The sequence below is a fragment of the Paeniglutamicibacter gangotriensis Lz1y genome (genome assembly GCF_000348945.1).
GTDB lineage: Bacteria > Actinomycetota > Actinomycetes > Actinomycetales > Micrococcaceae > Paeniglutamicibacter > Paeniglutamicibacter gangotriensis.
Map to the genome: position 1 here is coordinate 135624 of NZ_AOCK01000013.1, position 25087 is coordinate 160710.

General features: G+C 62.6%; 23 protein-coding genes and 1 tRNA gene. 9 read left to right on the forward strand and 15 right to left on the reverse strand.

Annotation, left to right across the window (positions count from 1 at the left end; genetic code table 11):
• Window positions 1–55 precede the first annotated feature (55 nt).
• Window positions 56–128: transfer RNA gene (locus tag ADIAG_RS18530), tRNA-Lys, on the reverse strand.
• Between the two features lie 202 nt (window positions 129–330).
• Here ADIAG_RS18530 and ADIAG_RS18535 point away from each other — a divergent pair.
• The 4 genes from ADIAG_RS18535 to ADIAG_RS18550 all read left to right on the forward strand — a co-directional run bounded on the left by ADIAG_RS18535 (window position 331) and on the right by ADIAG_RS18550 (window position 3136).
• Window positions 331–516 carry a hypothetical protein gene (locus ADIAG_RS18535; RefSeq protein ID WP_152426218.1) on the forward strand — a complete coding sequence of 62 codons (186 nt, stop codon included), beginning with the start codon at window positions 331–333 and terminating at the stop codon, window positions 514–516.
• A gap of 31 nt (window positions 517–547) precedes the next feature.
• Window positions 548–1207, forward strand: a complete 660-nt coding sequence (locus ADIAG_RS18540; protein ID WP_051060005.1) for a hypothetical protein — start codon at window positions 548–550, stop codon at window positions 1205–1207.
• 281 nt (window positions 1208–1488) lie between these two features.
• Window positions 1489–2103 carry a hypothetical protein gene (locus ADIAG_RS18545; RefSeq protein WP_007272968.1) on the forward strand — a complete coding sequence of 205 codons (615 nt, stop codon included), beginning with the start codon at window positions 1489–1491 and terminating at the stop codon, window positions 2101–2103.
• A 7-nt stretch (window positions 2104–2110) separates the two neighbouring features.
• Window positions 2111–3136, forward strand: coding sequence for an inorganic phosphate transporter (locus tag ADIAG_RS18550; RefSeq protein WP_007272969.1), 1026 nt, complete (start codon window positions 2111–2113; stop codon window positions 3134–3136).
• A gap of 22 nt (window positions 3137–3158) precedes the next feature.
• Here the strand turns inward: ADIAG_RS18550 and ADIAG_RS18555 are convergent, their stop codons facing one another.
• The 7 genes from ADIAG_RS18555 to pstS all read right to left on the reverse strand — a co-directional run bounded on the left by ADIAG_RS18555 (window position 3159) and on the right by pstS (window position 10227).
• On the reverse strand, window positions 3159–4190 hold the full coding sequence (locus tag ADIAG_RS18555; RefSeq protein ID WP_007272970.1) for an Ldh family oxidoreductase: 1032 nt from the start codon (window positions 4188–4190) through the stop codon (window positions 3159–3161).
• A 106-nt stretch (window positions 4191–4296) separates the two neighbouring features.
• Window positions 4297–5403 (reverse strand): hypothetical protein, encoded by a 1107-nt coding sequence (locus ADIAG_RS18565; protein ID WP_007272971.1) that lies wholly within the window; start codon window positions 5401–5403, stop codon window positions 4297–4299.
• Window positions 5400–5765 carry a PadR family transcriptional regulator gene (locus tag ADIAG_RS18570; protein WP_007272972.1) on the reverse strand — a complete coding sequence of 122 codons (366 nt, stop codon included), beginning with the start codon at window positions 5763–5765 and terminating at the stop codon, window positions 5400–5402. Before ADIAG_RS18570 ends, ADIAG_RS18565 begins: the two co-directional genes overlap by 4 nt.
• A 273-nt stretch (window positions 5766–6038) precedes the next feature.
• Window positions 6039–6818 carry a phosphate ABC transporter ATP-binding protein PstB gene (gene pstB / locus ADIAG_RS18575; protein ID WP_007272973.1) on the reverse strand — a complete coding sequence of 260 codons (780 nt, stop codon included), beginning with the start codon at window positions 6816–6818 and terminating at the stop codon, window positions 6039–6041.
• A gap of 52 nt (window positions 6819–6870) precedes the next feature.
• Window positions 6871–8022, reverse strand: coding sequence for a phosphate ABC transporter permease PstA (gene pstA / locus ADIAG_RS18580; RefSeq protein ID WP_007272974.1), 1152 nt, complete (start codon window positions 8020–8022; stop codon window positions 6871–6873).
• Window positions 8022–8954, reverse strand: a complete 933-nt coding sequence (gene pstC, locus ADIAG_RS18585) for a phosphate ABC transporter permease subunit PstC (RefSeq protein WP_007272975.1) — start codon at window positions 8952–8954, stop codon at window positions 8022–8024. The genes pstA and pstC overlap by 1 nt, the downstream gene beginning before the upstream one ends.
• A gap of 151 nt (window positions 8955–9105) precedes the next feature.
• On the reverse strand, window positions 9106–10227 hold the full coding sequence (pstS, locus tag ADIAG_RS18590) for a phosphate ABC transporter substrate-binding protein PstS (RefSeq protein ID WP_007272976.1): 1122 nt from the start codon (window positions 10225–10227) through the stop codon (window positions 9106–9108).
• A gap of 228 nt (window positions 10228–10455) precedes the next feature.
• On the opposite strand from pstS, the gene ADIAG_RS18595 reads away from it, so the two are divergent.
• From ADIAG_RS18595 to disA, 3 genes are all read left to right on the forward strand, one after another.
• A complete protein-coding gene (locus ADIAG_RS18595; RefSeq protein WP_007272977.1) occupies window positions 10456–11586 on the forward strand; it encodes an FUSC family protein in 1131 nt (376 codons plus the stop codon).
• A 56-nt stretch (window positions 11587–11642) separates the two neighbouring features.
• Window positions 11643–13034 (forward strand): DNA repair protein RadA, encoded by a 1392-nt coding sequence (gene radA, locus ADIAG_RS18600; protein WP_043476050.1) that lies wholly within the window; start codon window positions 11643–11645, stop codon window positions 13032–13034.
• Window positions 13035–13152: 118 nt separating this feature from the next.
• Window positions 13153–14229 (forward strand): DNA integrity scanning diadenylate cyclase DisA, encoded by a 1077-nt coding sequence (disA, locus tag ADIAG_RS18605; protein ID WP_007272979.1) that lies wholly within the window; start codon window positions 13153–13155, stop codon window positions 14227–14229.
• A 7-nt stretch (window positions 14230–14236) separates the two neighbouring features.
• On the opposite strand, the gene ADIAG_RS18610 is transcribed toward disA, so the two are convergent.
• Window positions 14237–14872: a hypothetical protein gene (locus ADIAG_RS18610; protein WP_007272980.1), complete on the reverse strand. Its 636-nt coding sequence runs from the start codon at window positions 14870–14872 to the stop codon at window positions 14237–14239.
• Window positions 14873–14976: 104 nt separating this feature from the next.
• Between ADIAG_RS18610 and ADIAG_RS18615 the strand changes: the two genes are divergently transcribed.
• Window positions 14977–15972, forward strand: a complete 996-nt coding sequence (locus ADIAG_RS18615) for an HhH-GPD family protein (RefSeq protein ID WP_007272981.1) — start codon at window positions 14977–14979, stop codon at window positions 15970–15972.
• A 30-nt stretch (window positions 15973–16002) separates the two neighbouring features.
• On the opposite strand, the gene ADIAG_RS18620 is transcribed toward ADIAG_RS18615, so the two are convergent.
• The 5 genes from ADIAG_RS18620 to lysS all read right to left on the reverse strand — a co-directional run bounded on the left by ADIAG_RS18620 (window position 16003) and on the right by lysS (window position 21530).
• Complete coding sequence (locus ADIAG_RS18620) at window positions 16003–16509, reverse strand: amino-acid N-acetyltransferase (RefSeq protein WP_007272982.1); 507 nt, start codon at window positions 16507–16509, stop codon at window positions 16003–16005.
• Between the two features lie 138 nt (window positions 16510–16647).
• On the reverse strand, window positions 16648–19161 hold the full coding sequence (locus ADIAG_RS18625; protein WP_007272983.1) for an ATP-dependent Clp protease ATP-binding subunit: 2514 nt from the start codon (window positions 19159–19161) through the stop codon (window positions 16648–16650).
• Window positions 19162–19390: 229 nt separating this feature from the next.
• The gene (locus tag ADIAG_RS18630; RefSeq protein ID WP_007272984.1) at window positions 19391–19711 is read right to left on the reverse strand and encodes a histone-like nucleoid-structuring protein Lsr2; all 321 of its coding nucleotides are present in this window, start codon (window positions 19709–19711) and stop codon (window positions 19391–19393) included.
• Window positions 19712–19831: 120 nt separating this feature from the next.
• Window positions 19832–20008, reverse strand: coding sequence for a hypothetical protein (locus ADIAG_RS21925; RefSeq protein WP_007272985.1), 177 nt, complete (start codon window positions 20006–20008; stop codon window positions 19832–19834).
• 1 nt (window position 20009) lies between these two features.
• Window positions 20010–21530: a lysine--tRNA ligase gene (lysS, locus tag ADIAG_RS18635; protein ID WP_007272986.1), complete on the reverse strand. Its 1521-nt coding sequence runs from the start codon at window positions 21528–21530 to the stop codon at window positions 20010–20012.
• Window positions 21531–21625: 95 nt separating this feature from the next.
• Between lysS and ADIAG_RS18640 the strand changes: the two genes are divergently transcribed.
• Window positions 21626–22510: an alpha/beta fold hydrolase gene (locus ADIAG_RS18640; protein WP_007272987.1), complete on the forward strand. Its 885-nt coding sequence runs from the start codon at window positions 21626–21628 to the stop codon at window positions 22508–22510.
• 57 nt (window positions 22511–22567) lie between these two features.
• On the opposite strand, the gene ADIAG_RS18645 is transcribed toward ADIAG_RS18640, so the two are convergent.
• A complete protein-coding gene (locus ADIAG_RS18645; RefSeq protein ID WP_007272988.1) occupies window positions 22568–24571 on the reverse strand; it encodes a M13 family metallopeptidase in 2004 nt (667 codons plus the stop codon).
• Between the last annotated feature and the right edge of the window lie 516 nt (window positions 24572–25087).

Consider the following 25087-nt stretch of genomic DNA (forward strand, 5'->3'; position numbering starts at 1 on the left):
GTCGTTCAGGAAACAGCAGATCCCCGCCCTCAGAATGAGAACGGGGATCGGTCTGTGCGCCCTGCGGGGCTCGAACCCGCGACCAATGGATTAAAAGTCCAGTGCTCTACCAACTGAGCTAAAGGCGCATTGGCACTTAGCCATCATCCATATTAGCGGATAACTCAGCATCCTTCGGACACCCTTGCGAGATTCAACGGGCGCTTGAATACGTGCCGTGTGCAGCAGTCGTCATGGCCCTGGCCTTGCTGGCCGCGAGCCTCCTCACACAGGCGGGCATACAGGCGCGGTTGCCTTCTCGTGGAGGTCGCCCTGCGGACCGGAATCCAATTGGCCGCCATCACTATGCTTTTGCTCGGCGTGGAGTCGGTGCCGTACAACTTGAGCGAGGCGCTGATCCCCAACTTCAACCCAACCACGCCCACCAATCTGGTGATCCTTGCTGGCTTGGCCCTGGGCGGAACAGTGACCAGGCAAGTCGCCGCAGGCTCGGCCCGGCTTCTCGGCAATGGGTAAAAATCCAGCCGGGCAGAGTATCCTCAAGGCCATGAAGGGCCACCCAGCATTGACTCCCCCGGCAACCACGTTTCGCCACCACAAGCCCAAACCGTTTGCGCCCATGGACTTCGACCCCTTCGAGGGCGGGGCCGATCCAGCCCGCGTTTCGGAGGCCGCGCATCTCTCCGCCCAAGCCCTGGTGCGGGCGGGACAACTCAATGACGATCCCGAGGTCCGAGAACGGCTCGTGCGGCTCGCCGAGGACGAGGGCTTAGAAGTCATTGCCGGGCTCTGGTCCAAGGCCCCGGCGCGATCGCTTCCCGGAGCGCTGTGGCGGCTATATGCCATCCGCGCGGCCACGATGAACAATCCCGAGACGATGGCCTCATTCTTTGCCGCAGGAGCCATCCGTGCGCAGGTCGAACGCGTGGTCGCCGGCGCCGCGGAACCACCGGGGGCACAGGAGCTGTGCACCATGACCGGGTCCATTCTCACCGGCGCCTTTGACGGCGAATTCGACGTGGCCCTGGAACGCACTGCCGCCTATTGCCGGGTCATCGCCCTGGGCCAGGCCGAACAGGCGGACGCGTCCGAGCTCTCCCACCCGGAACGTGCCACCTTGATGACCACACGCGCCCATGCGCTGCTCAAGACCGCCGAGGATTTGGAATCAGCGGCCGCCGCCTGGAGGCGCGGGGAACTGGACTGAGAATTCCTCACGCTCAACGCGTATCTGGCTCCGCCGTGTTGACAGAATGGTCTCTTACCTAGAAAACTGGAGTCACGGTGCCGGACCGCGGCAGCCCCGGGCTCCAACTTTCAGCCGCTACGAGCGGCCTTCCGCCGAGAGGCGCTCCCGGTTCGGCACCGCCAACTTCCCCCCCGAATGTACGGGGGACACACTTCACGCCGCCTTGGGCGGAGTTGTTCACCTTCAATGCGTAAACTGGGCATCGACCCGCATCCTCCTTCCTATCCGGTGGTATCTTCGTGAAGTTTAGATTGTTCCCTTCGGATACGCGCGGCCTCGAGCTGCTGCGTGATCTGGCTACCGAAGTGCATCAATGCGTCGGCGTGCTTTCCGAAATGCTCGGATCCGATGAGGACCGTGATTTGCACCTCGAGGCGCTCAACGCCTCGGAGGTCAAGACCACCGACCTGCATTACGCGGTGCTCACCCATTTGCGCACCAGCTACGTCAACCCGTTGCCACGCGAGGACGTGTACACCTTCTCTAGGTTGCTGCACGAGGCTGTCGAGCAGCTCAGCGGCGCCGGAGTTCTCATCGGCCATCTGGGCAACCGCCAGCTCTCACACCGGGCCGCGGAACAACTTGAACTCATCGGCCGTCAGGCCGAACTCACTACCCAGGCCCTGGGCCAGCTCCAGCGCCTGGACGACCTCGAAGATCTCTGGCTCGACTTGGTGCGCATTTCCAAGCGCGCCCACCGGACCCACCGGACCTGGATCGGGGAAATCGGGGAACTGAGCAAGGCTGGCACCATCATCCGCCACCGCTCGGTCGCCGAGCAGTTCCTGGTCGCCGCGCAGTCGCTGCGAGCCGTGGCCGATCACCTGGGACGCGTCTTGGTCAAGGAATCCTGAGCCCGGCGTGGTGAACGGCGAGTCCTTCATGATGGTCCTGGTGCTGTTGTGCACCTGCGCTTTCGCGTTCCTCAATGGCTTCCGCGATGCCCCGAACTCGATTGCCGTGGCAGTGCGCAACCGGGCCCTGACCCCCACCTATGCTGTGCTGGTCGCGGCATTCTTCACGTTCGTGGGCACCATGCTCTCCACCAGCTTCGGCGTGTACCTGATTTCCGCTGTGGAACTGAACGTCCCCACCGGTGTCCCGGGCATGGCCCTACTGCTTTCGGCACTGTTATCCGCCGGCGCCTGGGGTTTACTGTGCTGGTGGCGAGGCCTGCCGATTTCTTCCACGCACGCGTTGGTCTCGGCGCTGGCCGGGGCATCCGGTGCCGCGGCGTTGCTCGGTGACGACGGAGTGCATGATGCCTGGCGAATGCTGGCCGGTGGGGTGCTGCTTCCCCTGGTGTTCACCCCGATATTGGCCTTCATCGTCTCCTATGTCTTGGTCATCCCCGTCACCTGGCTGGTGCGCCATTCCACCGCCTCGGACGTCAATGGGGTCTCGCGTGCCGGGCAGGCGGTTGCCGCGTGCGCCGTGGCCTTGGGCAACGGGCTGCAGGATGGGCAGCGCACCGGCGCCATGTTGACCCTGGCCCTGGTGACCGCCGGCGCCGCGCAGCCCGGAGCCATTATGCTCGGCCCCCAGCTGCTCGGGGCCACCTGCCTGGCCGCAGGGGTCCTGTTCGGCGGCTGGCGCATTGCCCACACCATCGCCTACCGACTGGTCACCCTGGACCCCATGCGCGGCATGGTGGCCCAGAGCGTCTCCGCGGCCATGCTTTTCCTCGGTGCCATGCTGATCCACCTGCCGATCTCCACCACCCAGGCGGTCACCAGCTCGATCGTCGGGGCCGGATGCAACCAACGATTCGAGTCGGTCACCTGGAACCAAGTCAAACGCGTGCTGCGGCATTGGGTGGCCACCCCGTTAGTCTGCGCCGCAGTCGGCGGGATCCTGTGTCTGGCCGTGCACCCGCTGATCAGCTGATCAGCGAGCGCCGGCCGTGCGGCTACGGCTCGCGGAGGGCTTCGGGCATCGTCAGCTCCAGCGCAGCGGCGATACGGCCTAGTTCCGCCCAGGTCTTGGCGTTGACTTCCACGCTCCGGGACTGCTGATCGGCGTCCCCGGCGACGGATGCTTCTCCCGGAACCCGCAGCGGGCCGCTGCCATCTTCCGGATCGCCGGATTTCACGTGGGTGATAAATTCCTCGACCTGCGCGGTGAAGTCGTCCAGCTCCCGCAGCTGCGCCACATCGATGGCGATGATCAGCGTGCCCTGGTGGTCGGCGGTCTTCCGCGCCGAGACTGTCTCGGATCCTGACAGTGCCCCACCCAGTGCCTCGACGAGCAGGCCCAGACCGAATCCCTTGAATCCGCCAAAGGGTTTGAGTAGCCCCGACTGGTTGACCCATTCCTCGGGCAGCACGGTGCCGCGGTCGCGTTCCTCCGCCAGCCGCCCGCCGGCGACGGTGCTGGTGGCGAAGTCGATGACCAGGTGCGGGGCGCTGCGCCGCGGTACTCCCGCGGCAATCGGGTTGGTGGACAGCCGTGCCTGGGTCCCGCCCGGTGGCACCACGACTTGCCCGGCACCGTTGTTGTTCCCGAAGAGTAAGGTGGCGACCCCGGCACTGGCGGCTTCCTCGCAAAAGGGGGCCAGCCGCCCGGCGTATTCGCTATTGCGCACCGTGACGGCGGCGATCCCGTTCGCCTTGGCACGTTCAACGGCCAGGGCCGTGGCATCGCGCAGCGCAAAGTGCCCGTAGGTCCCGTTGCCGTTCATCCGCACCAGGGAACCGGCATCGTGCTCGATCATGGTCTGTGCCCCGGGCTGGGCGAATCCGTTCAGGGCCCGGTCCACGTACTCGGGAAGCCGACGCATGCCGTGCGAGGGGTGGTTGGCCAGCTCGGAGTCGATCAGCTGATCGGCCATGTAGGCGGCATCGGCCTCATTGGCCCCCACCGCGATCATGGCCCGGTGAACGAATCCGTGCAGCTCTTCGGACCTGCTTGAAAGTCTGGCAACACCTGGGTCTTGGCTCACGTGACATCCTTCTGTATTCGGCACTCAATGGCTTCCCACCCTACCTACGCCGCGGGTATTTGTTCCCTCGCCAAGTTCACACAGCGAGGCAATGGTCCCTTCCCGGTTAAGATCCCGAAGACGGGGCTGAGCTGGCAGGTGACGATTCGTCAGGTGTGTTCGGTATCGTCGATGTTCCGCTCGGCGCCGGGGTCTCGCTGGCCGGAGCGACTGGGGAATCCACCGGCTCTGGGGCTTGCGCCGCGGGCGTGCATTGATCCAGCAGCGGCTGCACATGGGGGAACGGCAGCGGTGCGCCCATGCGGACGGGGTCCTCGAGCTGTTCGGTGATGTCCAGCTCGGGATCGGCGTCAATCGCCTCCAGCGGGAAAATGTTCCAGCCGGCACTCGTGGAGAGGAATTGGCTCGGGAGCAGGTACAGGCCGGCGTCGGCCGAGGGAGCCAGATCGGAGATGTAGTGGTCGTACTGGGTGCCGACGGCGATCTTGTTGCCCTCTTGATCAAAGAGCTGCACGTTGGTCATCGGTGCGCCACTGCAGTCGTAGGGAAAGATGTTTGAGACCCCGGAGCCGTCCAGAACCAGGCCCTGGGTCGCCTCCACATCGGCGGCGTAGGCCGGCTTCCCCGTGGAATCAAGGATCATGGCCGCCCAGCCGCCCATGAAGGGGATGGCCAGCACCGCCATCAGCGTGCTGGTCCCCAGCACGATTTTGCGCCCCACCGGCCCGCCTTGCCAGCGCTTGCGGCCCCACTGGACGCTGGCCACCAACAGGGCGGCCCAGGCCAGGAACTCCAGGGTGTTGCGGGGCAGTAGCAGGAACTCGCCGGAGAACACCTGGATCAGCAGCGTGAAGGCTACCGCGCCGCGCAGAATCCACCAGGCAGGGCGCACGGCCAGCGCAAAGTCCACGATCGAGGCTCCGGTTCGATGTGAACGGAACTGCGCCAATTCGGCGGTGAAAAATTCGGACGGGCTTCGACGCACGGGGGTACTTTTTGCTTCCCTGGCGCCCGGGCCCAGTCCGGCGGACTCGCGTAGTTCCTCGGCGTAGGCCGCCGGGTCGCCCAGTTCCGAGCCGTCCTCGGCGAGCCGTTCGGCGAGGTCTGCTTCTAGGCCTTCGGTGAGGTCTTCTACCTCGGCCGGTGGCAGGTCACCCAGTTGGGCGCGGACCGCTGCGGCAAATCCGCGCACGGCATCAATGTTGTTGTTCATGGTGCTTCGGATCCGTTCGCTTGGTTCTTGGCAGCATCGGGTGTTGGGGTGTTGATCAGGGTGGAGAAGATGGCGGCAAAACCGTTCCAGGTCGCGCGTTGGCTTTCGAGCATCGCCGCGCCCTCGTCTTTCAGGGCATAGTATTTGCGGTTCGGGCCACCCTCCGAGGGCACCACGTAGGTGGACAGGGCTCCGGCAGCGTACAGCCTGCGCAGCGTGCCGTAGACCGAGGCGTCGCCGACCTCGGTGATTCCGGCGGCGCGCAGCCGCCTGACGATGTCGTAGCCATAGCCGTCCTCGTCGCGCAGGACGGCCAGCACCGCGACGTCCAGCACTCCCTTGAGCAATTGCGTGGTATCCATCAGGAACCCCCTTCTCCACACACCACACACCACAGTATTACGCTTTGCACAGTAGTGTGCATATTGAAGCACCGGCGTGTCCACACAGCACCCGACCCCAAGCCACCCTTAAACGCAGCAACGGCGGTACCAGGGGCACTCATGCGCCCGGTACCGCCGTTGCGATCCCCCTCCAGGGATCCCCGGAAGATCCCCCTTCCGGTACCGTCGCCTCGGCCTATTCGGCCGCGACGACGAATTCTTGTCTTGCGTAGTGCCCCTCTTGCGAAGGTGTTATCCGAAGCGACCCGAGACGTAGTCCTCGGTGGCCTTGACCCCTGGGTTCGAGAAGATCGTGGCCGTCTCGGCATATTCGATCAGCTTGCCCGGCTTGCCGGTGCCGGCGATGTTGAAGAACGCGGTCTTGTCACTCACCCGCGCTGCCTGCTGCATATTGTGGGTCACGATCACCACGGTGAACTCGTTCTTGAGCTCGTTGATCAGATCCTCGATCGCGAGGGTGGAGATCGGGTCCAGAGCCGAGCAGGGCTCGTCCATCAAGATGACCTGGGGCTTCACCGCAATGGTGCGGGCGATGCACAGGCGCTGCTGCTGGCCGCCGGAAAGGCCGGAGCCCGGCTTGTCCAGACGGTCCTTGACCTCGTTCCAGAGGTTAGCGCCGCGCAGCGACTTCTCCACCAGGGCATCGGCATCCGAGCGGGAAATCTTCTTGTTGTTCAGCTTCACCCCGGCGAGCACGTTGTCCTTGATGGACATCGTCGGGAAGGGGTTGGGTCGCTGGAAGACCATGCCGATCTGGCTGCGCACGGTCACCGGGTCGACGCCCGACTCGTAGAGGTTATCCCCGTCCAGGAGCACCTCACCCTCGACGCGGCCGCCGGGGATGACCTCGTGCATACGGTTCAGCGTGCGCAGGAAGGTGGACTTGCCACAGCCGGAGGGGCCGATGAAGGCCGTCACACTCTTGGCTTCGATTTCGATGTTGACATCTTCCACGGCCAAGAAGTTGGTGTAGTAGACGTTGAGGTCTTTGACGTCGATGCGCTTAGACATGTGCTTTTTCCTTAGGAAGTTTGTGTGTTTTCAGGGTCCGGAGCCGATCGGCTCAACGGCCCTTCTTGGGGGCGAACAAGCTGGCGATCAGGCGTGCACCGAGGTTGAGCACCATGACCATGACGATCAGCAGCAGTGCCGCGGCCCAGGCTCGCTGGATCGAGGGATCCACGTTGGTCGGCGAGGTCGGGGTGAGGATCTGGTAGTAGATGAACGTGGGAAGCGTGGCCATCCAGTTGCCAAAGACATTCACGTTGATGTTGTTCGCCAGACCGGCGGTGACCAGGATCGGCGCCGTCTCACCGATGACTCGAGCAATGGCCAGGGTGACACCCGAGGCGATACCCGAGATGGCCGTGGGGATGACGACCTTGGCGATGGTGCGCCACTTGCGCACGCCCAGTGCGTAGGCTGCCTCACGCAGCTCGTTCGGGACGATCTTGAGCATTTCCTCTGTGGAGCGGACCACCGTGGGGATCATCAGCACGCTCAAGGCCACAGCTGCGACGATGCCCATGCGGGCCGTGGGGCCCATGAGCACCGCGAAGAGCGCCGTGGCGAAGAGGCCCGCGACGATCGAGGGGATGCCGGTCATCACGTCGACGAAGAAGGTGATGCCGCGCGCCAGCGGGCCGTTCTTGCCGTATTCGACCAGGTAGATGGCCGTGAGCATGCCCACCGGAACGGAGATCAGCGAGGACCACAGGGTGATCAGCAGGGTGCCGATGACCGCGTGGTAGGCCCCGCCCAGGACGGGGGTGCCGTCCTCTACACTGGCATTGTCGGTGGCGCCGGTGATCCCGTTCATGGAGTGGAACAGGAAGTGGGTGTTGATACCTGGCAGCCCCTTCTCCAGCACGGTGTACAGCACCGAGGCCAGCGGGATGAGCGCGAGCAGGAACGCAGCGTAGACCAGGTGGGTGGCCAGGGCGTTCTTTCCGCGCCGCGCGCCCTCTACCAAGGTGGTGATGGTGCTCGAAGCCACCACGAAGATGATCGCGGTGTAGATGGCGAAGGTGACTACGGAGAATCCTCCGAGGGTCGATCCGGCGGCGCCCAGGATCAACGACCCAACGGCGATGCCCGGGAGGGCCCAGCGCGGCAGATGGCCCTTGGACAGGGCATTGCGCTTACGGGCGACCGGCGGCCGACCCGGCTGCTGGCGCGGGTTCTTGGGGAGTTTGTTGGTGGTCAGCGTGTTCATCAGTTGGCTCCCGAGAATTCCTTGTGGCGGGCGATGATGGCCCGGGCGATCAAGTTGACCACCAAGGTGATCACGAACAGCACCAGGCCGGCTGCAATCAGCTCGGAGAGGCGCAGGCCGAAGGCCTCGGGGAAGTTCAGGGCGATCTCTGCGGCAATCGTCTGGTTACCGGACTTGACCAGCGACGGGATCAGCCCGCCGGTGGAGAGCACCAGGGCCACCGCCATGGTCTCGCCCAGTGCGCGGCCCAGGCCGAGCATGACCGCGGAAATGATTCCGGGCCGGGCGAAGGGCAGCACCGACATGGTGATCATTTCCCAGCGCGTAGCGCCCAGTGCGAGGGATGCTTCCTCATGCAGCTTGGGCGTCTGCAGGAAAATTTCTCGGCTCAACGAGGTGATGATGGGAAGCACCATCACGGCCAGCACGATGCCGGCGGTGAGGATGGTCTTTCCGGTCTGCGATGCCGGGCCAGCAAAGATCGGGATGAATCCGAGGTTTTCACTCAGCCACTGGAAGGTGGGGACCAGCGCCGGGGCCAGCACCAGGTACCCCCAGGCACCGTAGATGACCGAGGGGATCGCGGCGAGCAGGTCGATGACGTAGCCCAGTCCGGAGGCCAGACGGCGTGGTGCGTAGTGCGAGATGAACAGCGCCACGGCGATACCGACAGGGGTCGCGATCAGCAGCGCGATGGCTGCGGCGATCACCGTGCCGATGACGATCGGGTAGATGTAGCTGAAGAAGCCTGCACCGCCACTGATGAGGGTCGGGTCGGCCATGAACGTCGGCAGCGCCTGGATCAGCAGGAAGACCGCTACAGCCAAGAGTGTTGCCAGGATCAGGATGCCCGCGCCAAGCGCGGCACCGGAGAATATCTTGTCTCCGGCTTGTCCCTTGGATCCGTTGCGCCGCAGCGCGTTGGTAGTCATATGGGTAAGCCTTTGGGGATCTGCGCAAACGGGTAAGGGGATCTAGCGACCGTTTGTGCTGGGATGTGTGGAGGGGTTCAATCAGATGCTACTGCGCCCGGTGGGGAATATCGATGTAAGACATCGGCATTCCCCACCGGGTAAGTGTTAGCTAGGAAGCAACCTTGATTGATTCGATGGCCTTGGTGGCCTTTTCGCTCATCGTGGAGGAGAGCGGGGCGTTGCCGGCGGAATCTTCGGCCTGCTTCTGCCCTTCCTCGGAGACCACGTAGTTGCCGAAGCTCTTGACCAGGTCAACGGTTTCCTGGTCCTTGTAGCTGGAGCAGAACACGTGGTAGGAGACCAAGATGATCGGGTACGAACCCGATTCGGTGGTGTCGCGCTTCAGGTCCAGGGACATGTCGTTCTCGCCGCGGCCTTCGACCGGGGTGGCGGCCTCGACGCCCTTGGCTGCAGCCTCGGCGGAGATCTCCGTGAAGTCGTCGCCGACCTTCACGTTCACGGTGCCGAGATTGCCCACGGCCGAGAAGTCGGCGTAGGTGATTGCACCTTCGGTGGCGGTGGTGGTTGATACGACACCCGAGGTGCCCTTGGCGTTCTCGCTGGCGAGGTCCGAGGGCCAGTCACCGGAGACGTCGTAGCTCCAGACGTCCTTGGCGGCGGCCGCGAGGTAGTCGACGAAGTTCTCGGTCGTGCCCGACTCATCGTTGCGGTGCACCACGGTGATGGCGGTGTCCGGGAGTTCCACACCCTCGTTGGCTGCGGCGATGGCCGGATCGTTCCACTTGGTGATTTCCAGCTTGAAGATCTTGGCAATGGTTGCCGCATCAAGGTTCAGGGTCTCAACGCCCGGCAGGTTGAAGGCAACCGCGATCGGCGAAACGTAGGCAGGAATGTTGAAGGCGCCCTCGGGACCGCAGATCTCCTTCGAGGACTCGATCTCCTCATCCTTCAGGTAAGCGTCCGAGCCGGCGAACTGTGCACCGCCGGCCAGGAATGCCTTGCGGCCCGCTCCTGAACCATCCGGGGAGTACTGAACCATCGCACCGGGGTTAGCAGCTTCGTAGCCGGCCTTCCAAGCTTCCATGCCGGCCTTCTGCGAGGACGCGCCGCTACCGGTCAGCGTGCCGGTGACAGCAGAGCCGCTTGCCGATCCGCTGGCCGAGGAATCCGTGCCAGCCGAGGCGGCCGGGGTGTCCGAACCGCAGGCTGTGAGGGCCAAGGCGGCAACGGTAAGAACTGCAGCCGCGCTGCCGATGCGATGAAGCTTCACGAGTTATCCTCTTTCAAATGCCTGTCATTGACGAACCATGTCGTCCTGAGTGTGTTCCCAAGGATGCGTACTTCTCTGCATCGCTTCCCTATTGAAGTTAAACCTCCGAGGTAACCAGCTGCTGCTCCGAAGGTAAACGGAAGGTGAACACGGCTCATTCATCCCCGTGTTTCGCGTCACCTTTAACACTTGTCGGTGCTCCGCTCGTACCGTGACAGACTGGTGCTCATGGGTATCGGATCATCGACAAGTGGAGCCTGGAGGTTCCTCAAGCGCCGCAACCGCGTTGGTGCGCGCCGCGTGGGAACCTCTTTCCCCAAGATCATCCAGATGACCCTCTCCGCGGTGCTCGCGTTTTGGATCGCAGAGCAGCTGCTGGGGCACGTAGACCCGATCTTCGCGGCAACCAGCGGCCTGCTGGTGCTGGGCTTCGGCACGGCGACCACGTTACGCCGTTCCCTCGAGGTGGCCATCGGTTGCACCTTGGGCGTGGCGGTCGGCGATTTGCTGCTGACCATACTGGGAAGCGGCCTCTGGCAGGCGGGATTGGTACTGCTGCTCTCCCTGACGATCGCCAGATTCCTGGATTCGGGCCCCATCTTCACCACCCAGTTGGGCCTGCAGTCGGTGCTCGTGGTCCTGTTGCCGATAGCCGATGCCGCCGGCCCGTTCAGCCGTTCCCTTGATGCGGTGGTCGGTTCCCTGTGTGGTTTGTTGATCATGATGATTTTCCCCCGTGATCCGCGCCGCACCCCCGTCCTCGAGCTGGGCAAGCTGCTGGGCGAACTCTCCGCAATCCTCCAGGAGTGCTCACGCGCAGTGAGTTCCTCCGACGCAACCCTGGCCTTCCATGCCCTGGTCCGTGCGCGCGGCACGCAGAAACTTTTGGATTCGTTGCCCGCAGCCCTGAACATGGGCCGCGAGGTAGCCACCCTGTCCCCTGCCCATCGCCATCGCCGAGGCGACTTGGGCCGGCTGAAGGTCACGGCGGACAAGACCGACCTGGCGGTGCGCAACTCCCGGGTCCTAGCACGGCGACTCACCACGGTGATCAACCATGGAGCCCTGACGGACCACGGGGTCGAGGCCGTGGCAAGCCTGCTGTCTGAGTTGGCCGAGGCCGTCGACGCTCTGGGCTACGCAGTACTGGAAACCAGCGATTCCGGGTACCGGAGGGCAGTGGGCCGGGCTAAGCACGAGCTCGCCGACTGTGCATCCCAGCTGGACCCAAAGACTCTCCAGGTCAGCGGCCTGCAGGGCGAAGGCATGGTGTTGCTGCTGCGCCCGCTGGTCGTCGACCTGCTCGAAGCCACCGGCGCCAGCCACGATGACGCCGTGGCCTTGCTGCCGCGCCTATAGCGAAAACCCGCCCCGCCGGAACCAAACGGTCCGCGGTGGGCGCTAGCATCAAGCACATGGCAAAAAGCACCCGCACCAAGTCCACTCCTTCATACCGCTGCGCGGAATGCGGGTGGACCGCGGTGAAATGGATCGGCCGCTGCGGCGAATGCCAGGCCTGGGGCACCGTAGAAGAGATGGGCGCGGTAACCGCCAAGACCACCGTGGCGACCACGATCGCCACACCGGCCCAGCCCATCGGCGAGGTCGATGCCACGGCCGCCTCGTATCGCCCCTCCGGCGTGGACGAACTGGACCGGGTGCTTGGCGGCGGGCTCGTGCCAGGGGCGGTGATCCTGCTGGCGGGCGAACCCGGGGTCGGGAAGTCCACGCTGCTGCTCGACGTCGCGGCCCGCGCCGCACGCACCAACCGCAAGGTCCTGTACATCACCGGGGAAGAATCCGCGGCGCAGGTCAAGGTCCGTGCCGAACGGATCGACGCTCTGGCCGACACCCTGTACCTCACCGCCGAGACCGACCTGGGCATCGCGTTGGGCCAGGTAGAAAAAATCGACCCCGAACTACTGGTCATCGACTCCGTGCAGACCCTGGCCTCGTCCGAGGTCGACGGGGCCGCCGGTGGCATCTCCCAGGTCAAGGAGGTTGCCGCCTCCCTGATCAATGCGGCCAAACGGCGGAACATGACCACCATCCTCGTCGGCCACGTGACCAAGGACGGTGCGATCGCCGGGCCACGAACTCTCGAGCACCTGGTTGATGTGGTGTGCCAATTCGACGGCGAGCGCCACTCCCGCCTGCGCCTGCTGCGCGCGCTGAAGAACCGCTACGGCCCCACCGACGAGGTCGGCTGCTTCGACTTGACCGAGGGCGGCATCGAGGGCCTCGCCGACCCCTCGGGGCTCTTTGTCACCCGCACCAAGGACCCGGTCTCCGGAACCTGCATCACCGTCACCCTCGAGGGTCGCCGGCCCCTGGTGGCGGAGGTCCAGACCCTGCTCTCGCGTGCGGCCAGCGCCATCCCGCGCCGTGCCACCAGCGGACTGGACGCCGCGCGTACCGCGATGATCCTAGCGGTCCTGCAGTCCCGAGCCCGGATGGAGCTTGGCGGCCTGGACTCCTACGTGGCCACCGTGGGCGGGGTCAAGCTCAGCGAACCCGCAACGGACCTGGCCACGGCCTTGGCGCTGGCTTCCTCCATGCACAATCATCCGCTGCCCCCACAATTCGTGGCCTTTGGCGAGGTCGGGTTGGCCGGAGAGGTCCGCCCGGTTCCGGAAATCGGTCGGCGCATCATCGAGGCCGAAAGGCTCGGATTCCGCTACGCGATGGTCCCCGCTTCCCCACACCCACCCAAGAATATTCCCGATTCCATCAGGGTCTTCACCGTCTCATCGGTCCACGAGGCCCTGGACATTGCATTCCAGCAGCGGGTTAAGACCGAGTCATAGGAGTGTCCCTGATAACAAAGGGATACCGAACACCGCCCCGTACGCCCTAAAGCGCGCTGCGGCGCACCACCATGGCCATACCATGGGTAGGTAGTCACCCCTTGGAAGGAACTGGTCCATGTCGAAGAGCCCCGAAGGCGCCTTACGCGCCACCCTGGCCCGCGTTGCCCCCGGCACGGAGCTGCGCGACGGCCTCGAGCGGATCCTTCGCGGCCGCACCGGTGCGCTGATCGTCCTGGGTCAGGACAAGGTCGTGGACTCCATCTGCTCCGGCGGCTTCGACATCAACATCGCTTTCTCCCCCACCCGGTTACGCGAACTGGCCAAGATGGACGGGGCGATCGTCTGCGACAGGGACGGTTCAAACATCCTGCGGGCAGGCGTGCAGTTGGTCCCCGACCACACCATTGCCACCCAGGAGTCCGGCACCCGGCACCGCACCGCCGAACGCGTAGCCATCCAGACGGGTTTCCCCGTCGTCTCGGTCTCGCAGTCGATGCACATCATTGCGCTCTACGTTCAGGGGATCCGCTACCTGCTGGAGGGCTCCGAGCCGGTATTGGCCCGTGGCAACCAGGCGCTGGCCACTCTGGAACGGTACCGCTCGCGCCTCGACCAGGTCACCAGCGCACTCTCGGCCGCGGAGATCGAAGCAGTGGTCACGGTTCGCGACGTCGCGGCGATGTTACAGCGCCAAGAAATGGTGCGCCGCATTTCCGAGGAAATAGCCCAGTACGTGCTCGAGCTAGGTGCCGATGGCCGGTTGCTGGCGCTGCAGCTCGATGAGCTTTCCGCCGGGTTGGGCCCGGGCTCCGATCTTTTACTCAAGGACTACTCGAACCTGGGCCGCGAGGAACTAGACATCGAGGCCGCGCTGAAGAAGCTGCGGGCGCTGGATAGTACCGATTTGATCGATCTGGGAAAGTTCGCCGCCATTTTGGGCATCAGCCCGGGCATCGATTCGTTGGAAGCCGTCGTGGCCCCCAAGGGCCACCGGCTGCTAGCCGGCATCAAATCGGTGCCACGTGCCGTGGCCGACCGTCTGGTCAACAATTTTGGTGGGCTGCAACGCCTGATGGCCGCAAACATCGAGGACCTCATGGCCGTGGACGGGATCGGCGAACAACGTGCTCGCACCGTGCGTGAGGGCCTCTCCCGCGTCGCCGAGTCTTCGCTGCTCGACCGCTTCTTGTAGGAAGCTTCTACTTCAGCTCAAATTTCGCGTTCTCACTGGTCAGGTCGCCAAGTTTTGCGGTAAATCCGTACCAGCCCGGCCGGGGCTTCGCGTTGATGACCTTGCAACCCGGGGCACTGCGTACCCGAGTCCAGGTGAAACGCGCGGTTTCACTGGCGCCGGGCTTGATGGTGATCTCCGTGTCCGTCGGGTCTTGTACGCAGTCCGAGGTGGAAAAAATCCGGTCCGATCCGCTCGTCACGGAAAAATCCTGTTGGCTGGTGCCCACATTGACCGAACAGTCGAACTTCCCCTCGTTGGTAATCGTCATCACCAATACCGGGTTTTCTGCCGGCCCGTGCGTGCCCTGCGCCGTGGATGCGCGCAGCGAGACATCGCCGTCCAAGCAACTGGTGGGTTCCGGTGTCGGTTCGTTCGTGTTTTCCTGGCTCGGCTGCGGCGAAGCACTCCCGGTGCCCCCGGCGACCGCGCCGGTTCCCTGCTCCGTGGCACCGGGATCTGCGGGACGCAGCACGGAGGCAATGCCGAATCCGGCCCATACCAAAAGTCCGATCGCCACCAGCAGGGCAATGAGCACCGCGAGTCGACGACGCCGGTACACCCGTGCGGAGGAGGGGGTGGAGCGGACCTGCTTTTGTGCCATGCCTCAAGGCTACGAAAACATTCGTTTTCCGGCCGACTCCCACGCCGCCAGCTAGAGTGATATCGTCGGCGTTTCCCTCCAAGCCAAAGGATTTCCCCTTTACCGTGCCCCATCCAGAGCTGTCCCGGATCCACCGTGAAATCACCGCCTGGTACCGCACGCACGCACGTGCCCTACCGTGGCGCATCGAGTCCGCCGGACCGTGGGCGATCATGGTCTCGGAATTCATGTTGCAGCAGACCCCTGTGGTGCGGGTGTTGCCCGTCTGGGAAGCCTGGATGGAGCGCTGGCCCACCCCTGCCGCACTGGCCGCAGAACCGGTCGCCGAGGCGGTGAAGGCCTGGGGCAGGCTGGGCTACCCGCGCCGTGCACTGCGCCTACATGCCGCCGCAATCGTAATCACCGAGGAACACGACGGCCAGGTCCCCGGCAGCCCAGAAGAGCTGCTGGCACTTCCCGGGGTCGGCACGTACACCGCGGCCGCCATTGCCTGCTTTGCCTTCAAGGTCCCCACGGTGGTGGTGGACACCAACATCCGCCGGGTCCATGCCCGGCTTATCAGCGGCAAGGCCCTGCCGGAGCAGAACCAGAACGCCGCCGAACTCGCGCTTGCTACAGAGCTGCTTCCAGAATCTTCCAGCAAGGGAGACGACGGCACCACCTTGGCCAACAGCTGGAACATCGCGGTGATGGAACTCGGTGCACTGGTCTGCACCGCACGCTCCCCGCGCTGCGAGGAATGCCCCGTTGCTGCACAGTGCGCCTGGACCGCTGCGGGACGTCCAGAGCCGCACTACAAGCCCAAGGGGCAGCCGTGGCACGGCACCGACAGGCAGGTGCGTGGCGCCATGATGGCGGTGCTGCGCCATTCGTCTGCCCCGGTGGACCGCGACGAACTGCTCATGGTCCCGGACCTGGCCATCGCGGCAAGCAATCCCCGGATCCTTCGCTCCGCACGGCAGGGAGACCCTGCCCATGAAGCGTGGATCACCCTGCATGCGCTCCCGGCCCTGGCCGAGCAGCGCGAGCGCGCCCTTGACTCGCTGTTCTCAGACGGGCTGGCGCAGCAAACTTCGCTGGGCATCAGCCTTCCTGGCTAGCCTCGCTGGATGCAACGGTGCGTCAGCGGATCAGAAGTTGACGATCATGCGGGTGTTGCCCAGCGTATTGGGCTTGACCCGCGCCAGATCCAGGAACTCCGCCACGCCCTCATCGGTCGAGCGCAAAAGCTCGGAATAGACTTCCGGATCCACCGCGGACTGCTCGGCCATCACGGAGAATCCGTTGCGCGTAAAGAAATCGACCTCAAAGGTCAGACAAAATACGCGTGAGACACCGAGTTCACGGGCCTCCACGAGTAACTTCTGCAGCAATCGGTGCCCCACTCCATGGCCCCTCCATCGGGCGTCGGTGGCCAAGGTGCGGACCTCGGCGATGTCCTCCCAGATCACGTGCAGACCGCCACACCCGATGATGTTGCCCTCGGAGTCTTCGGCGACGATGAATTCCTGCAAGTTCTCGTAGTAGGCGACGGCTTCCTTTTCCAGCAGGACGCGCTCCTCGGCCAGCGGCCGGACAAGGGTCCGGATGCTCTTAACATCGCTGGTCTTGGCACGTCTGATGCTAAAGGAATTCATCTAAACATCCTATGCCCGGCACCGGGGCCGCGCGTGAATTGTGTAGCTGCCCCAAGGTGCCGGCGCTCCACGCACAACGCCCTGGGGGTGACATCCTTGCGGATGCCGCCCCCAGGGCGTTGTTGACGATCGGTCGGACTAGCCTTCGATGGCCACCGGTGCCGGTTCGCCTTCGATCTGCGGGGTCCCGCCTTCACCGTGGAAGGTGAACGTGGCTTCGTCGCCTTCGCCATCGACGTCGACCTTGATGTGCTGGCCGGCAACCAACTCACCGAAGAGAATCTTCTCGGAGAGCTGGTCCTCGATGTCGCGCTGCATGGTGCGGCGCAGCGGACGAGCACCCATGGCCGGATCGTAGCCGCGGGTCGCCAGCAGGATGCGGGCGGCCGGGGACAGCTCGATGGTCATGTTGCGGTCGTCCAGACGCTTCTGCAGGCGGCCGAGGAACAGGTCCACGATCTCCACAATCTCGTCCTGGGTCAGCTGCGGGAAGACCACGACGTCGTCGACACGGTTCAGGAACTCGGGACGGAAGTGCTGGCGCAGCTCTTCCTGAACCTTGGCCTGCATCCGGTTGTACCCGGTTTTGGTATCGGTTGCCGACTGGAAACCGGTCATCACACCCTTGGAGATGTCGCGGGTACCAAGGTTCGTGGTCATGATGATGATCGTGTTCTTGAAGTCCACGACGCGGCCCTGGGAGTCGGTCAACCGACCGTCTTCCAGGATCTGCAGCAACGAGTTGAAGAGGTCCGCGTGGGCCTTTTCAACTTCGTCGAAGAGCACCACGGAGAACGGGCGACGGCGGACCTTCTCGGTTAGCTGGCCACCTTCCTCGTATCCGACGTAGCCCGGAGGGGCACCGAACAGACGTGAAACCGTGTGCTTTTCCGAGTATTCGGACATGTCCAAGGTGATCAGGGCGTCTTCCTCACCAAAGAGGAATTCCGCCAAGGCCTTGGCCAGCTCGGTCTTGCCGACACCGGTCGGGCCGGCGAAGATGAACGAACCACCGGGGCGGTTCGGGTCCTTCAGTCCGGCACGGGTGCGGCGGATGGCCTGGCTAATCGCCTTGATTGCTTCGTTCTGGCCGATGACCCGCTTGTGCAGCTCATCTTCCATGTTCAGCAGTCGCGTCGACTCTTCCTCGGTCAGCTTGATGACCGGGATGCCGGTGGAGTTGGCCAAGACCTCTGCGATCAGATCGGCGTCGACCTCGGCGATCTCGTCGAGCTCACCGTTCTTCCAGGCCTTTTCCTTCTCGCCGCGGGCTTCTTGCAGCTTGCCTTCCTTGTCGCGCAGCGAGGCAGCTCCCTCGAAGTCCTGCGCGTCGATCGCGGCTTCCTTTTCCAGGCGAACCGTGGCGATTTCCTCATCCATGACCTTGAGTGCCGGAGGGGCGGTCATGCGGCGGATGCGCAGGCGTGCGCCTGCCTCATCAATCAGGTCGATCGCCTTGTCCGGCAGGAAACGGTCCGAAACGTAGCGGTGCGCCAGCTCCGCGGCAGCCACCAGGGCGCCGTCGGTGATGGACACGCGGTGGTGCGCTTCGTAGCGGTCGCGCAGCCCACGCAGGATCTGCGTGGTGTGCTCAACCGATGGTTCCTTGACCTGGATCGGCTGGAAACGACGTTCGAGGGCCGCATCCTTTTCGATGTGCTTACGGTACTCATCAAGCGTGGTCGCGCCAATGGTCTGAAGTTCGCCACGGGCAAGCATCGGCTTGAGGATCGAAGCGGCATCAATCGCGCCCTCGGCGGCACCTGCACCCACCAGGGTGTGGATCTCGTCGATGAACAAGATGATGTCGCCACGGGTGCGAATTTCCTTGAGCACCTTCTTCAGGCGCTCTTCGAAGTCACCGCGGTAGCGGGAACCGGCAACCAGGGAACCAAGGTCAAGGGTGTAGAGCTGCTTGTCCTTGATGGTCTCTGGGACATCGCCGCGGATAATCGCCTGGGCCAAGCCCTCGACGACCGCAGTCTTGCCGACGCCTGGCTCACCGATGAGTACGGGGTTGTTCTTGGTGCGGCGGGAGAGGACCTGCATGACGCGTTCCATCTCGAACTCGCGCCCGATGACCGGGTCGAGTTTGCCTTCACGGGCGGCAGCGGTCAGGTTGCGACCGAACTGGTCGAGCACTGCCGAGCCAGCTGGGGTGCCTTCGGCTTGCCCTCCGGAGCTGACTCCTGCGCCTGCGGTTTCCTTGCCACCTTGGTATCCGGACAGCAGCTGGATGACCTGCTGGCGCACACGGGAAAGATCGGCTCCGAGCTTCACCAGAACCTGGGCAGCGACCCCTTCGCCCTCACGGATGAGGCCGAGCAGGATGTGCTCTGTTCCGATGTAGTTGTGGCCAAGCTGCAGCGCCTCGCGTAGCGAGAGCTCCAGCACCTTCTTGGCCCGGGGGGTAAAGGGGATATGACCGGAAGGGGCTTGCTGCCCCTGACCGATAATCTCTTGGACCTGCTCACGCACGGCGCCAAGGGAGATGTTCAGCGACTCAAGGGCCTTGGCCGCTACTCCCTCGCCTTCATGGATGAGGCCGAGCAATACGTGCTCGGTTCCGATGTAGTTGTGGTTGAGCATGCGCGCCTCTTCTTGGGCAAGCACGACAACGCGACGGGCACGGTCGGTAAATCTCTCAAACATGCGGCACACTCCTAGCTAACACGTATTTCGATGCTACGCATCAAATACGGGCAAGTGTTGCATGTTCGCCGAAGGGATAACATTGTTCACCCTCGGCGTTCAGCTTCAGATTAAACAACGTCGGGGGATTGTACCCATTTCCATGGATTCAATCCCCCGACGTGAATTCGTGTGCCCCACAGCGGTCAGGAGCCCTTGGCTCCCAGAAAATAACAGGTGCCGGTCGACGCTACTTCGACTTTGAGCGCGACTTCTTCGCCATGGCTGCGTGATAAGCGGAGATTACGTCCGCCTGCAGGCGACCGCGAGCGTTGACCTTGATGTTGTTCTCCTTGGCCCAGCTACGAATAGCCGGGGCTTCCTTCGGCGTGAACTGCTTGGAAGTGCGAGCAACTTTAATGTACGGCTTAAATGCTGCGTGGAAAGCTTCAGCATTCTTCTCGTTGAGATCAATTTCATAATGCTGTCCGCCGATGCCGAATACGATGGACTCCGTTGCCTCGGAACCATCGATATCGTCAATCAATGCGATTTGGACCTGACGTGCCATTACCGTCTCCTTGCTGTGGTGGGAATTCACATGAACCGTTTAACGGTATTAGTCCATGCTTGCACCAATATCATAAACACAAGTATGCATCATCCAGCAAGTAGAAATGAAGATAACAGGCTAATTATCAGCTTTTGGGGTTTCGTTGTCATTTCGCCCTGTTGTCCATTTGTTTTCTTGGTCCACTTTGGCTTTTGCGGCACGCTCGCTGCGATCCACGTTGGATACCGCGCGCATGACAAACCAAAAGACCAGCGCAACAACAATTGTGGGAAGAAGAGCCTCTACGTACGGCATTTCAGGCCTCCGGCTTGAGCACTGGGAACAGAATGGTTTCGCGAATTCCGGTGTTAACAAAGAGCATGACCAACCGGTCAATGCCGAGTCCGATGCCGCCCATTGGCGGGGCACCGTACTCCAACGCGCGCAAGAAGTCTTCATCGAGCTGCATGGCCTCTTCGTCGCCGCCGGCAGCCATCAGGGACTGCTCGGTCAAACGTTCACGCTGGATCACCGGGTCGATCAGTTCAGAGAATGCTGTTCCACGTTCCATGCCACCAATGATCAGGTCCCAGGCCTCGATGAGGTCCGGCTTGCTGCGGTGCTGGCGGGCGAGCGGCTGTGCCGCCGGCGGGTAATCGTAGACGAACGTCGGATTGATCAGGGTCGGTTCGACGATTTCACCAAACATCTCAATGACGAGCTTCTCGGCATTCCAATTCGGATCAATTTTCACGTGGTGCTTATCAGCGATTTCACGAAGCGTTTCAGCAGAGGTTTCCGGGGTAATTTCCTGGCCCACTTCGGCAGAAAGTCCTGGATAGACTCCCAGCCATGCCCATTCACCGTCAAGGTCGATGGCACCCTTGGAAGTTTCGATCTGGCGGCCGGCTCCCACGGCATCGGCCGCGTTGAGGATGATTTCCTTCATCCGGTCGGCCATCACGAACTGATCCGCGTATGCCTCATAGCATTCCAGCATCGTGAATTCTGGGGAGTGCGTGGAATCTACGCCTTCATTGCGGAAGATCCGCCCCATCTCAAAGACCCGGTCAATCCCGCCGACCACGGCGCGCTTGAGGTAGAGCTCAAGGGCAATGCGAAGCGTCATGGGCTGGTCGAAGGCATTCAGGTGCGTCTCGAACGGGCGTGCAGAGGCGCCGCCGTGAACCAGCTGAAGCATCGGGGTCTCCACCTCGACGTATTCGCGGGCATGCAGGGTGTCACGCACGGACCGAGTGATTGCAGCTCGCTTGTAGACCATTTCTCGGGCTTCGTCCCGCACAATGAGGTCTGCGTAGCGCTGGCGCACACGCGTTTCCTCGTTGAGGTCGGCGTGCAGCACCGGCAGCGGGCGCAAAGCCTTGGAGGCCATCTGCCAGTCTGTCGCCATGACGGACAGCTCACCACGACGCGAGGCAATGACCTCACCGGTGATTAGCACGTGGTCACCCAGATCGACAAGGGCCTTCCAGTTCGCGAGCTTCTCCTCACCGATGTTGGCAAGGGACAGCATGGCCTGCAGCCGCGTCCCGGAACCTTCCGGGCCGCCCTCCTGCAGGGTGGCAAAGCAGAGCTTGCCGGTATTGCGCATGAAAACGATGCGGCCCGTGATGCCCACGGTCATGCCCGTAGTGGTATCAGCGGCAAGATCGGGGAACTGTTCCCGGATCTCATGCAGCGAGTGAGTCCGTGCGACGCCTACTGGATAGGCTTCTTCGCCACGGGCCAACAAAGCGGCACGCTTGTCCATGCGCACCTGGCGCAGGTCGTTGGTCACGGTGGGATTGGCTTCTGGGGCAGTATTTTCGGCAGTCACAATATGCAATTCTAGTCCGAATATTCTGAGTGCGGGCTGAGAGGTGTTTAGCGCCACCCCGCGCGCATATCAAACGACGAATAGGATGGTGAATCATGGAAGAAAAGATTTTGCGAACCGCCGATGGTGGATCCCTAGCGCTCTACACATATGGTGATCCCCACGCTCCCGGGGAACGTCGTATCCTCGTGGTGGGCGGAGCGTTTCTGACCGCCATGATCTATCGTCCCTTCGCTGCCGCGCTCGGGGCCCGGCTGGGTGACGATTGGACGGTGGATGTCTACGATCGTCGAGGACGGGGAAATTCGAGCGAACAGCCCGATGACTATTCCATGGACACTGAGATTGATGATGTGAAGCTGGCACTTGAGTACACCGGTGCGAAGAACCTCTTCGGGCACTCCTTGGGCGGCGCCGTGGTGCTCAATGCGGTGCGTAGCTTCCTCGATCCACAGGAGCCGTGGGACGCGCCAATTCCTACGCGCCTGGCAGTTTATGACCCTGCAATCAATCTCGATGCATCGATCGACATGGCTTGGTTCAACGCTTTCTCAGACGATGTGGCGGCCGGACGAAATAGCCGGGCGTTGGCACGTATGCAACGGGGCATGAACTTCTCGCCCACCCTGAGCAAGGTCCCTCAGCCGATCCTCGCAGCCCTCTTGGCAGGGACTTCGCGGACGAAGGCGGGAAAATTGGCCCGCACTTTGTTGCCAAGCGGTGTCGGTGAGTTGAGTGCAGCACTTGAAGAATCAGTGCCGGCCCAAAATTTCTCAATTCTGCCAAAAAACACACACTTCATGGCGGGGGCTAAAAGCGCCGCTTATTTCCGGTCGACGGCACGCACACTGCATGAGGTGGTGAAGGGCTCGACTTTCGCCGAGACGCCCAAGGGCATCCACGGCTCGGCTCCGGCCGATTTCAAGGATTTACTCGATGAAATTGGCGACTACTTCTCCGGCAAAAAGCCCGAAAAATGACAATGCTGCTTTCGTCCTTCCCGAGAAATGAAGGACGAAAGCAGCATTAACGGCAAATCACCAGATCTTGACGCGGTCCTCTGGATCCAACCACATGCCGTCTCCGGGCTTGGTGCCGAAGGCTTCATGGAATGCATCCATGTTCTTTGGCACCTGGTTACAGCGGAACTCGCCAGGCGAGTGCGGGTCGGTGGTGATGCGGGTGACCATGGTTTCCGGTCGCATCAGGGTCCTCCAGCACTCAGCCCACGAGTAGAAGAAGCGCTGGTCCCCATTCAAGCCGTCGATGATTTCATCTGACTCCACTCCACGGGCGGCCAAGTCCAGCTTGTAGGCGGTGTAGGCGATGCCCAGACCGCCTAGGTCCCCGATGTTCTCTCCGAGGGTCAGTTTGCCATTGACGTGGTGCTCCGGAGCCTCCGGGGGCACCAGCGCATCGTATTGGTCAACGAGTTTCCCGGTGAGCTTTTCAAATGCCGTCCGGTCCTCGTCGGTCCACCAGTTCTTCAACTCTCCAGTTCCATCGAACTGCGATCCTTGGTCATCGAAACCGTGCCCGATTTCATGGCCGATCACTGCCCCGATAGCCCCGTAGTTCGAGGCAGCATCGCGGTCGGCGTCAAAGAACGGTGAGCGCAGGATGGCCGCCGGGAACGCAATTTCATTGAGCAAGGGATGGTAGTAGGCGTTGACCGTCTGTGGGTACATGAACCATAGTTCTCGATCCACCCCGTCATCGATCTTTTTGAGTTCACGAAGGAATTCGAATTCGTTGGCCGCGGCCGTATTGGAGATGACGTTGTCGGCGACCGTTGACATGCTTGAGTAGTCGATCCACTCATTCGGGTAGCCGATCTTGGGACGGAACATCGAGAGTTTTTCGAGTGCCTTGTCCTTGGTTTCCGGACTCATCCATTCCAGTTCACCGATGGATAGGCGGTACGCGTCAATGAGGTTGGCAACCAGCGCATCCATTTCGTCCTTGCTGCGCTGGGGGAAGTGCTTGGCCACGTATATCTGGCCGATGTCCTCGCCGACCGCACCTTCGGTGAATGCTACGCCACGCTTCCAACGCTCACGTAGCTCCTTAACTCCGGAGAGTTTCGCGGAGTAAAAGGAAAAGTTCTCGTTGACGAATGCGCTAGATAGGTAGGGCGCGTTCGAGCGAATCAGCTGCACCGCCAGCCAGTGCTGCCAGGATGCCAGTGGCTCGCTGCCCAAGACTTCTTCCAGCCCCTTGAGGTAGCTGGGCTGCCAGACGTCGACCTCGGCAAAGTATTTCTCTTCGATGCCGGCCCCGGCAAACCAGCCGGCGAGGGAAGGAATGTGCTCAAGCAGCGTTGCGGCATCCATGAGGTTGTAGCGGGCTTGAGCGTCGCGGCACTTGACCCGGTCCCAGTGGTGGGAGGCCAGCGCCGTTTCAAGTGCAATGACAGCTTGAGCCGCTGTCTCGGTGTCGCTGCGTTCGCCCAAGGTAAGCAACCGGCTCAGGTGTGCCTGATACTCACCAAGAAGCTCTACGAACTGCTCTTCACGGTAATAGGATTCGTCTGGCAGTCCGAGACCGCCCTGTATCAGGGTCAAAAGGTTGCGTTCCGGGGACCCTGCATCTGAGCTGGCGCCTGCCTGGATGAAGCCGGAGACCCCACGGCGGTAGAACGATCCGCTGAGGCTGATCAGCTCCGCAATACTGGTAGTGGCGTAGATGGCGTCAAGGTCCGCGCGAATGGGCTCGACACCGTTGGATTCAATACGTTCTTCGTCCATGAAACTGGCGTAGAGGTTGGCAATGCGTTCCTTACGGGCATCGATTTCTCCGCCGGCCGCCTCAAGCTCTGCCTGGGCGGATTCGATAATGGCGTGCACCGAGGACTCTGAGTCGTCCCGCAACGCCATGAAGGAGCCGTAGCTGCCCTGGTCGGCCGGAATCTGCGCACTGTTCAGCCAAGCACCGTTTGCGTGGCGGTACAGATCGTCCTGCGGACGTGTACCTTCATCTCGGTGGCTCGTGCTGAGTTCTGGTTGCTCGGCGTTGGTTGCAACTGACGAATCGGTGCTCATTGTGGTTCTCTCCATTCATCCGTACGCATGCAACAGTTATCGCGCATCTGCACATCTGTCCCCGGGGCTGACACGGGAAAGCGGGATGGCAAAATACGGGCGGCGATGCACATCGTGTTATACGTCTCAAACACACACTGTACGCGTATGAAGCAAGAACTTGACACAATTCCCTCACGGTTATTCCGCGGGTGAAATGATGTCGCACCGCGGGGTCGAGCTTCGCGGCAGTAAGGGCGCATCTGGGCAAGTGGGCGCTTCGGCTTGTGGGCGATTGGGACCGTGCTGCCCTGCTCAGTGCTTCTGCAAAAACCTGCACGGTGCGTCCAGGCGCCTAACTTCCTCCGCACATGAACTCCGTGCCGCTGTTCGTGGGGCCAACACCGGTCGGTCCGCATCCCGTTTCTCGCAGTCAGGGGAATGCCGTTGCCTTATCGACCGCAATGAATCGTTGTCCACAGGAGTTGTGGATAACTTTCGGCCTCACCCCCGGCCTGCACGAATCGCGGCCTGGAC

Bases quoted from the DNA above. Each gene is read 5' to 3' on its own strand.
- radA (WP_043476050.1), top strand. From the start codon at position 11,643: ATGGCAAAAAGCACCCGCACCAAGTCCACTCCTTCATACCGCTGCGCG.
- disA (WP_007272979.1), top strand. From the start codon at position 13,153: ATGTCGAAGAGCCCCGAAGGCGCCTTACGCGCCACCCTGGCCCGCGTT.
- ADIAG_RS18540 (WP_051060005.1), top strand. From the start codon at position 548: ATGAAGGGCCACCCAGCATTGACTCCCCCGGCAACCACGTTTCGCCAC.
- pstC (WP_007272975.1), bottom strand. From the start codon at position 8,954: ATGACTACCAACGCGCTGCGGCGCAACGGATCCAAGGGACAAGCCGGA.
- ADIAG_RS18630 (WP_007272984.1), bottom strand. From the start codon at position 19,711: ATGGCACGTCAGGTCCAAATCGCATTGATTGACGATATCGATGGTTCC.
- pstB (WP_007272973.1), bottom strand. From the start codon at position 6,818: ATGTCTAAGCGCATCGACGTCAAAGACCTCAACGTCTACTACACCAAC.
- pstA (WP_007272974.1), bottom strand. From the start codon at position 8,022: ATGAACACGCTGACCACCAACAAACTCCCCAAGAACCCGCGCCAGCAG.
- ADIAG_RS21925 (WP_007272985.1), bottom strand. From the start codon at position 20,008: ATGCCGTACGTAGAGGCTCTTCTTCCCACAATTGTTGTTGCGCTGGTC.
- ADIAG_RS18570 (WP_007272972.1), bottom strand. From the start codon at position 5,765: ATGGATACCACGCAATTGCTCAAGGGAGTGCTGGACGTCGCGGTGCTG.
- ADIAG_RS18620 (WP_007272982.1), bottom strand. From the start codon at position 16,509: ATGAATTCCTTTAGCATCAGACGTGCCAAGACCAGCGATGTTAAGAGC.
- ADIAG_RS18640 (WP_007272987.1), top strand. From the start codon at position 21,626: ATGGAAGAAAAGATTTTGCGAACCGCCGATGGTGGATCCCTAGCGCTC.
- ADIAG_RS18565 (WP_007272971.1), bottom strand. From the start codon at position 5,403: ATGAACAACAACATTGATGCCGTGCGCGGATTTGCCGCAGCGGTCCGC.
- ADIAG_RS18625 (WP_007272983.1), bottom strand. From the start codon at position 19,161: ATGTTTGAGAGATTTACCGACCGTGCCCGTCGCGTTGTCGTGCTTGCC.
- ADIAG_RS18645 (WP_007272988.1), bottom strand. From the start codon at position 24,571: ATGAGCACCGATTCGTCAGTTGCAACCAACGCCGAGCAACCAGAACTC.
- ADIAG_RS18610 (WP_007272980.1), bottom strand. From the start codon at position 14,872: ATGGCACAAAAGCAGGTCCGCTCCACCCCCTCCTCCGCACGGGTGTAC.
- ADIAG_RS18595 (WP_007272977.1), top strand. From the start codon at position 10,456: ATGGGTATCGGATCATCGACAAGTGGAGCCTGGAGGTTCCTCAAGCGC.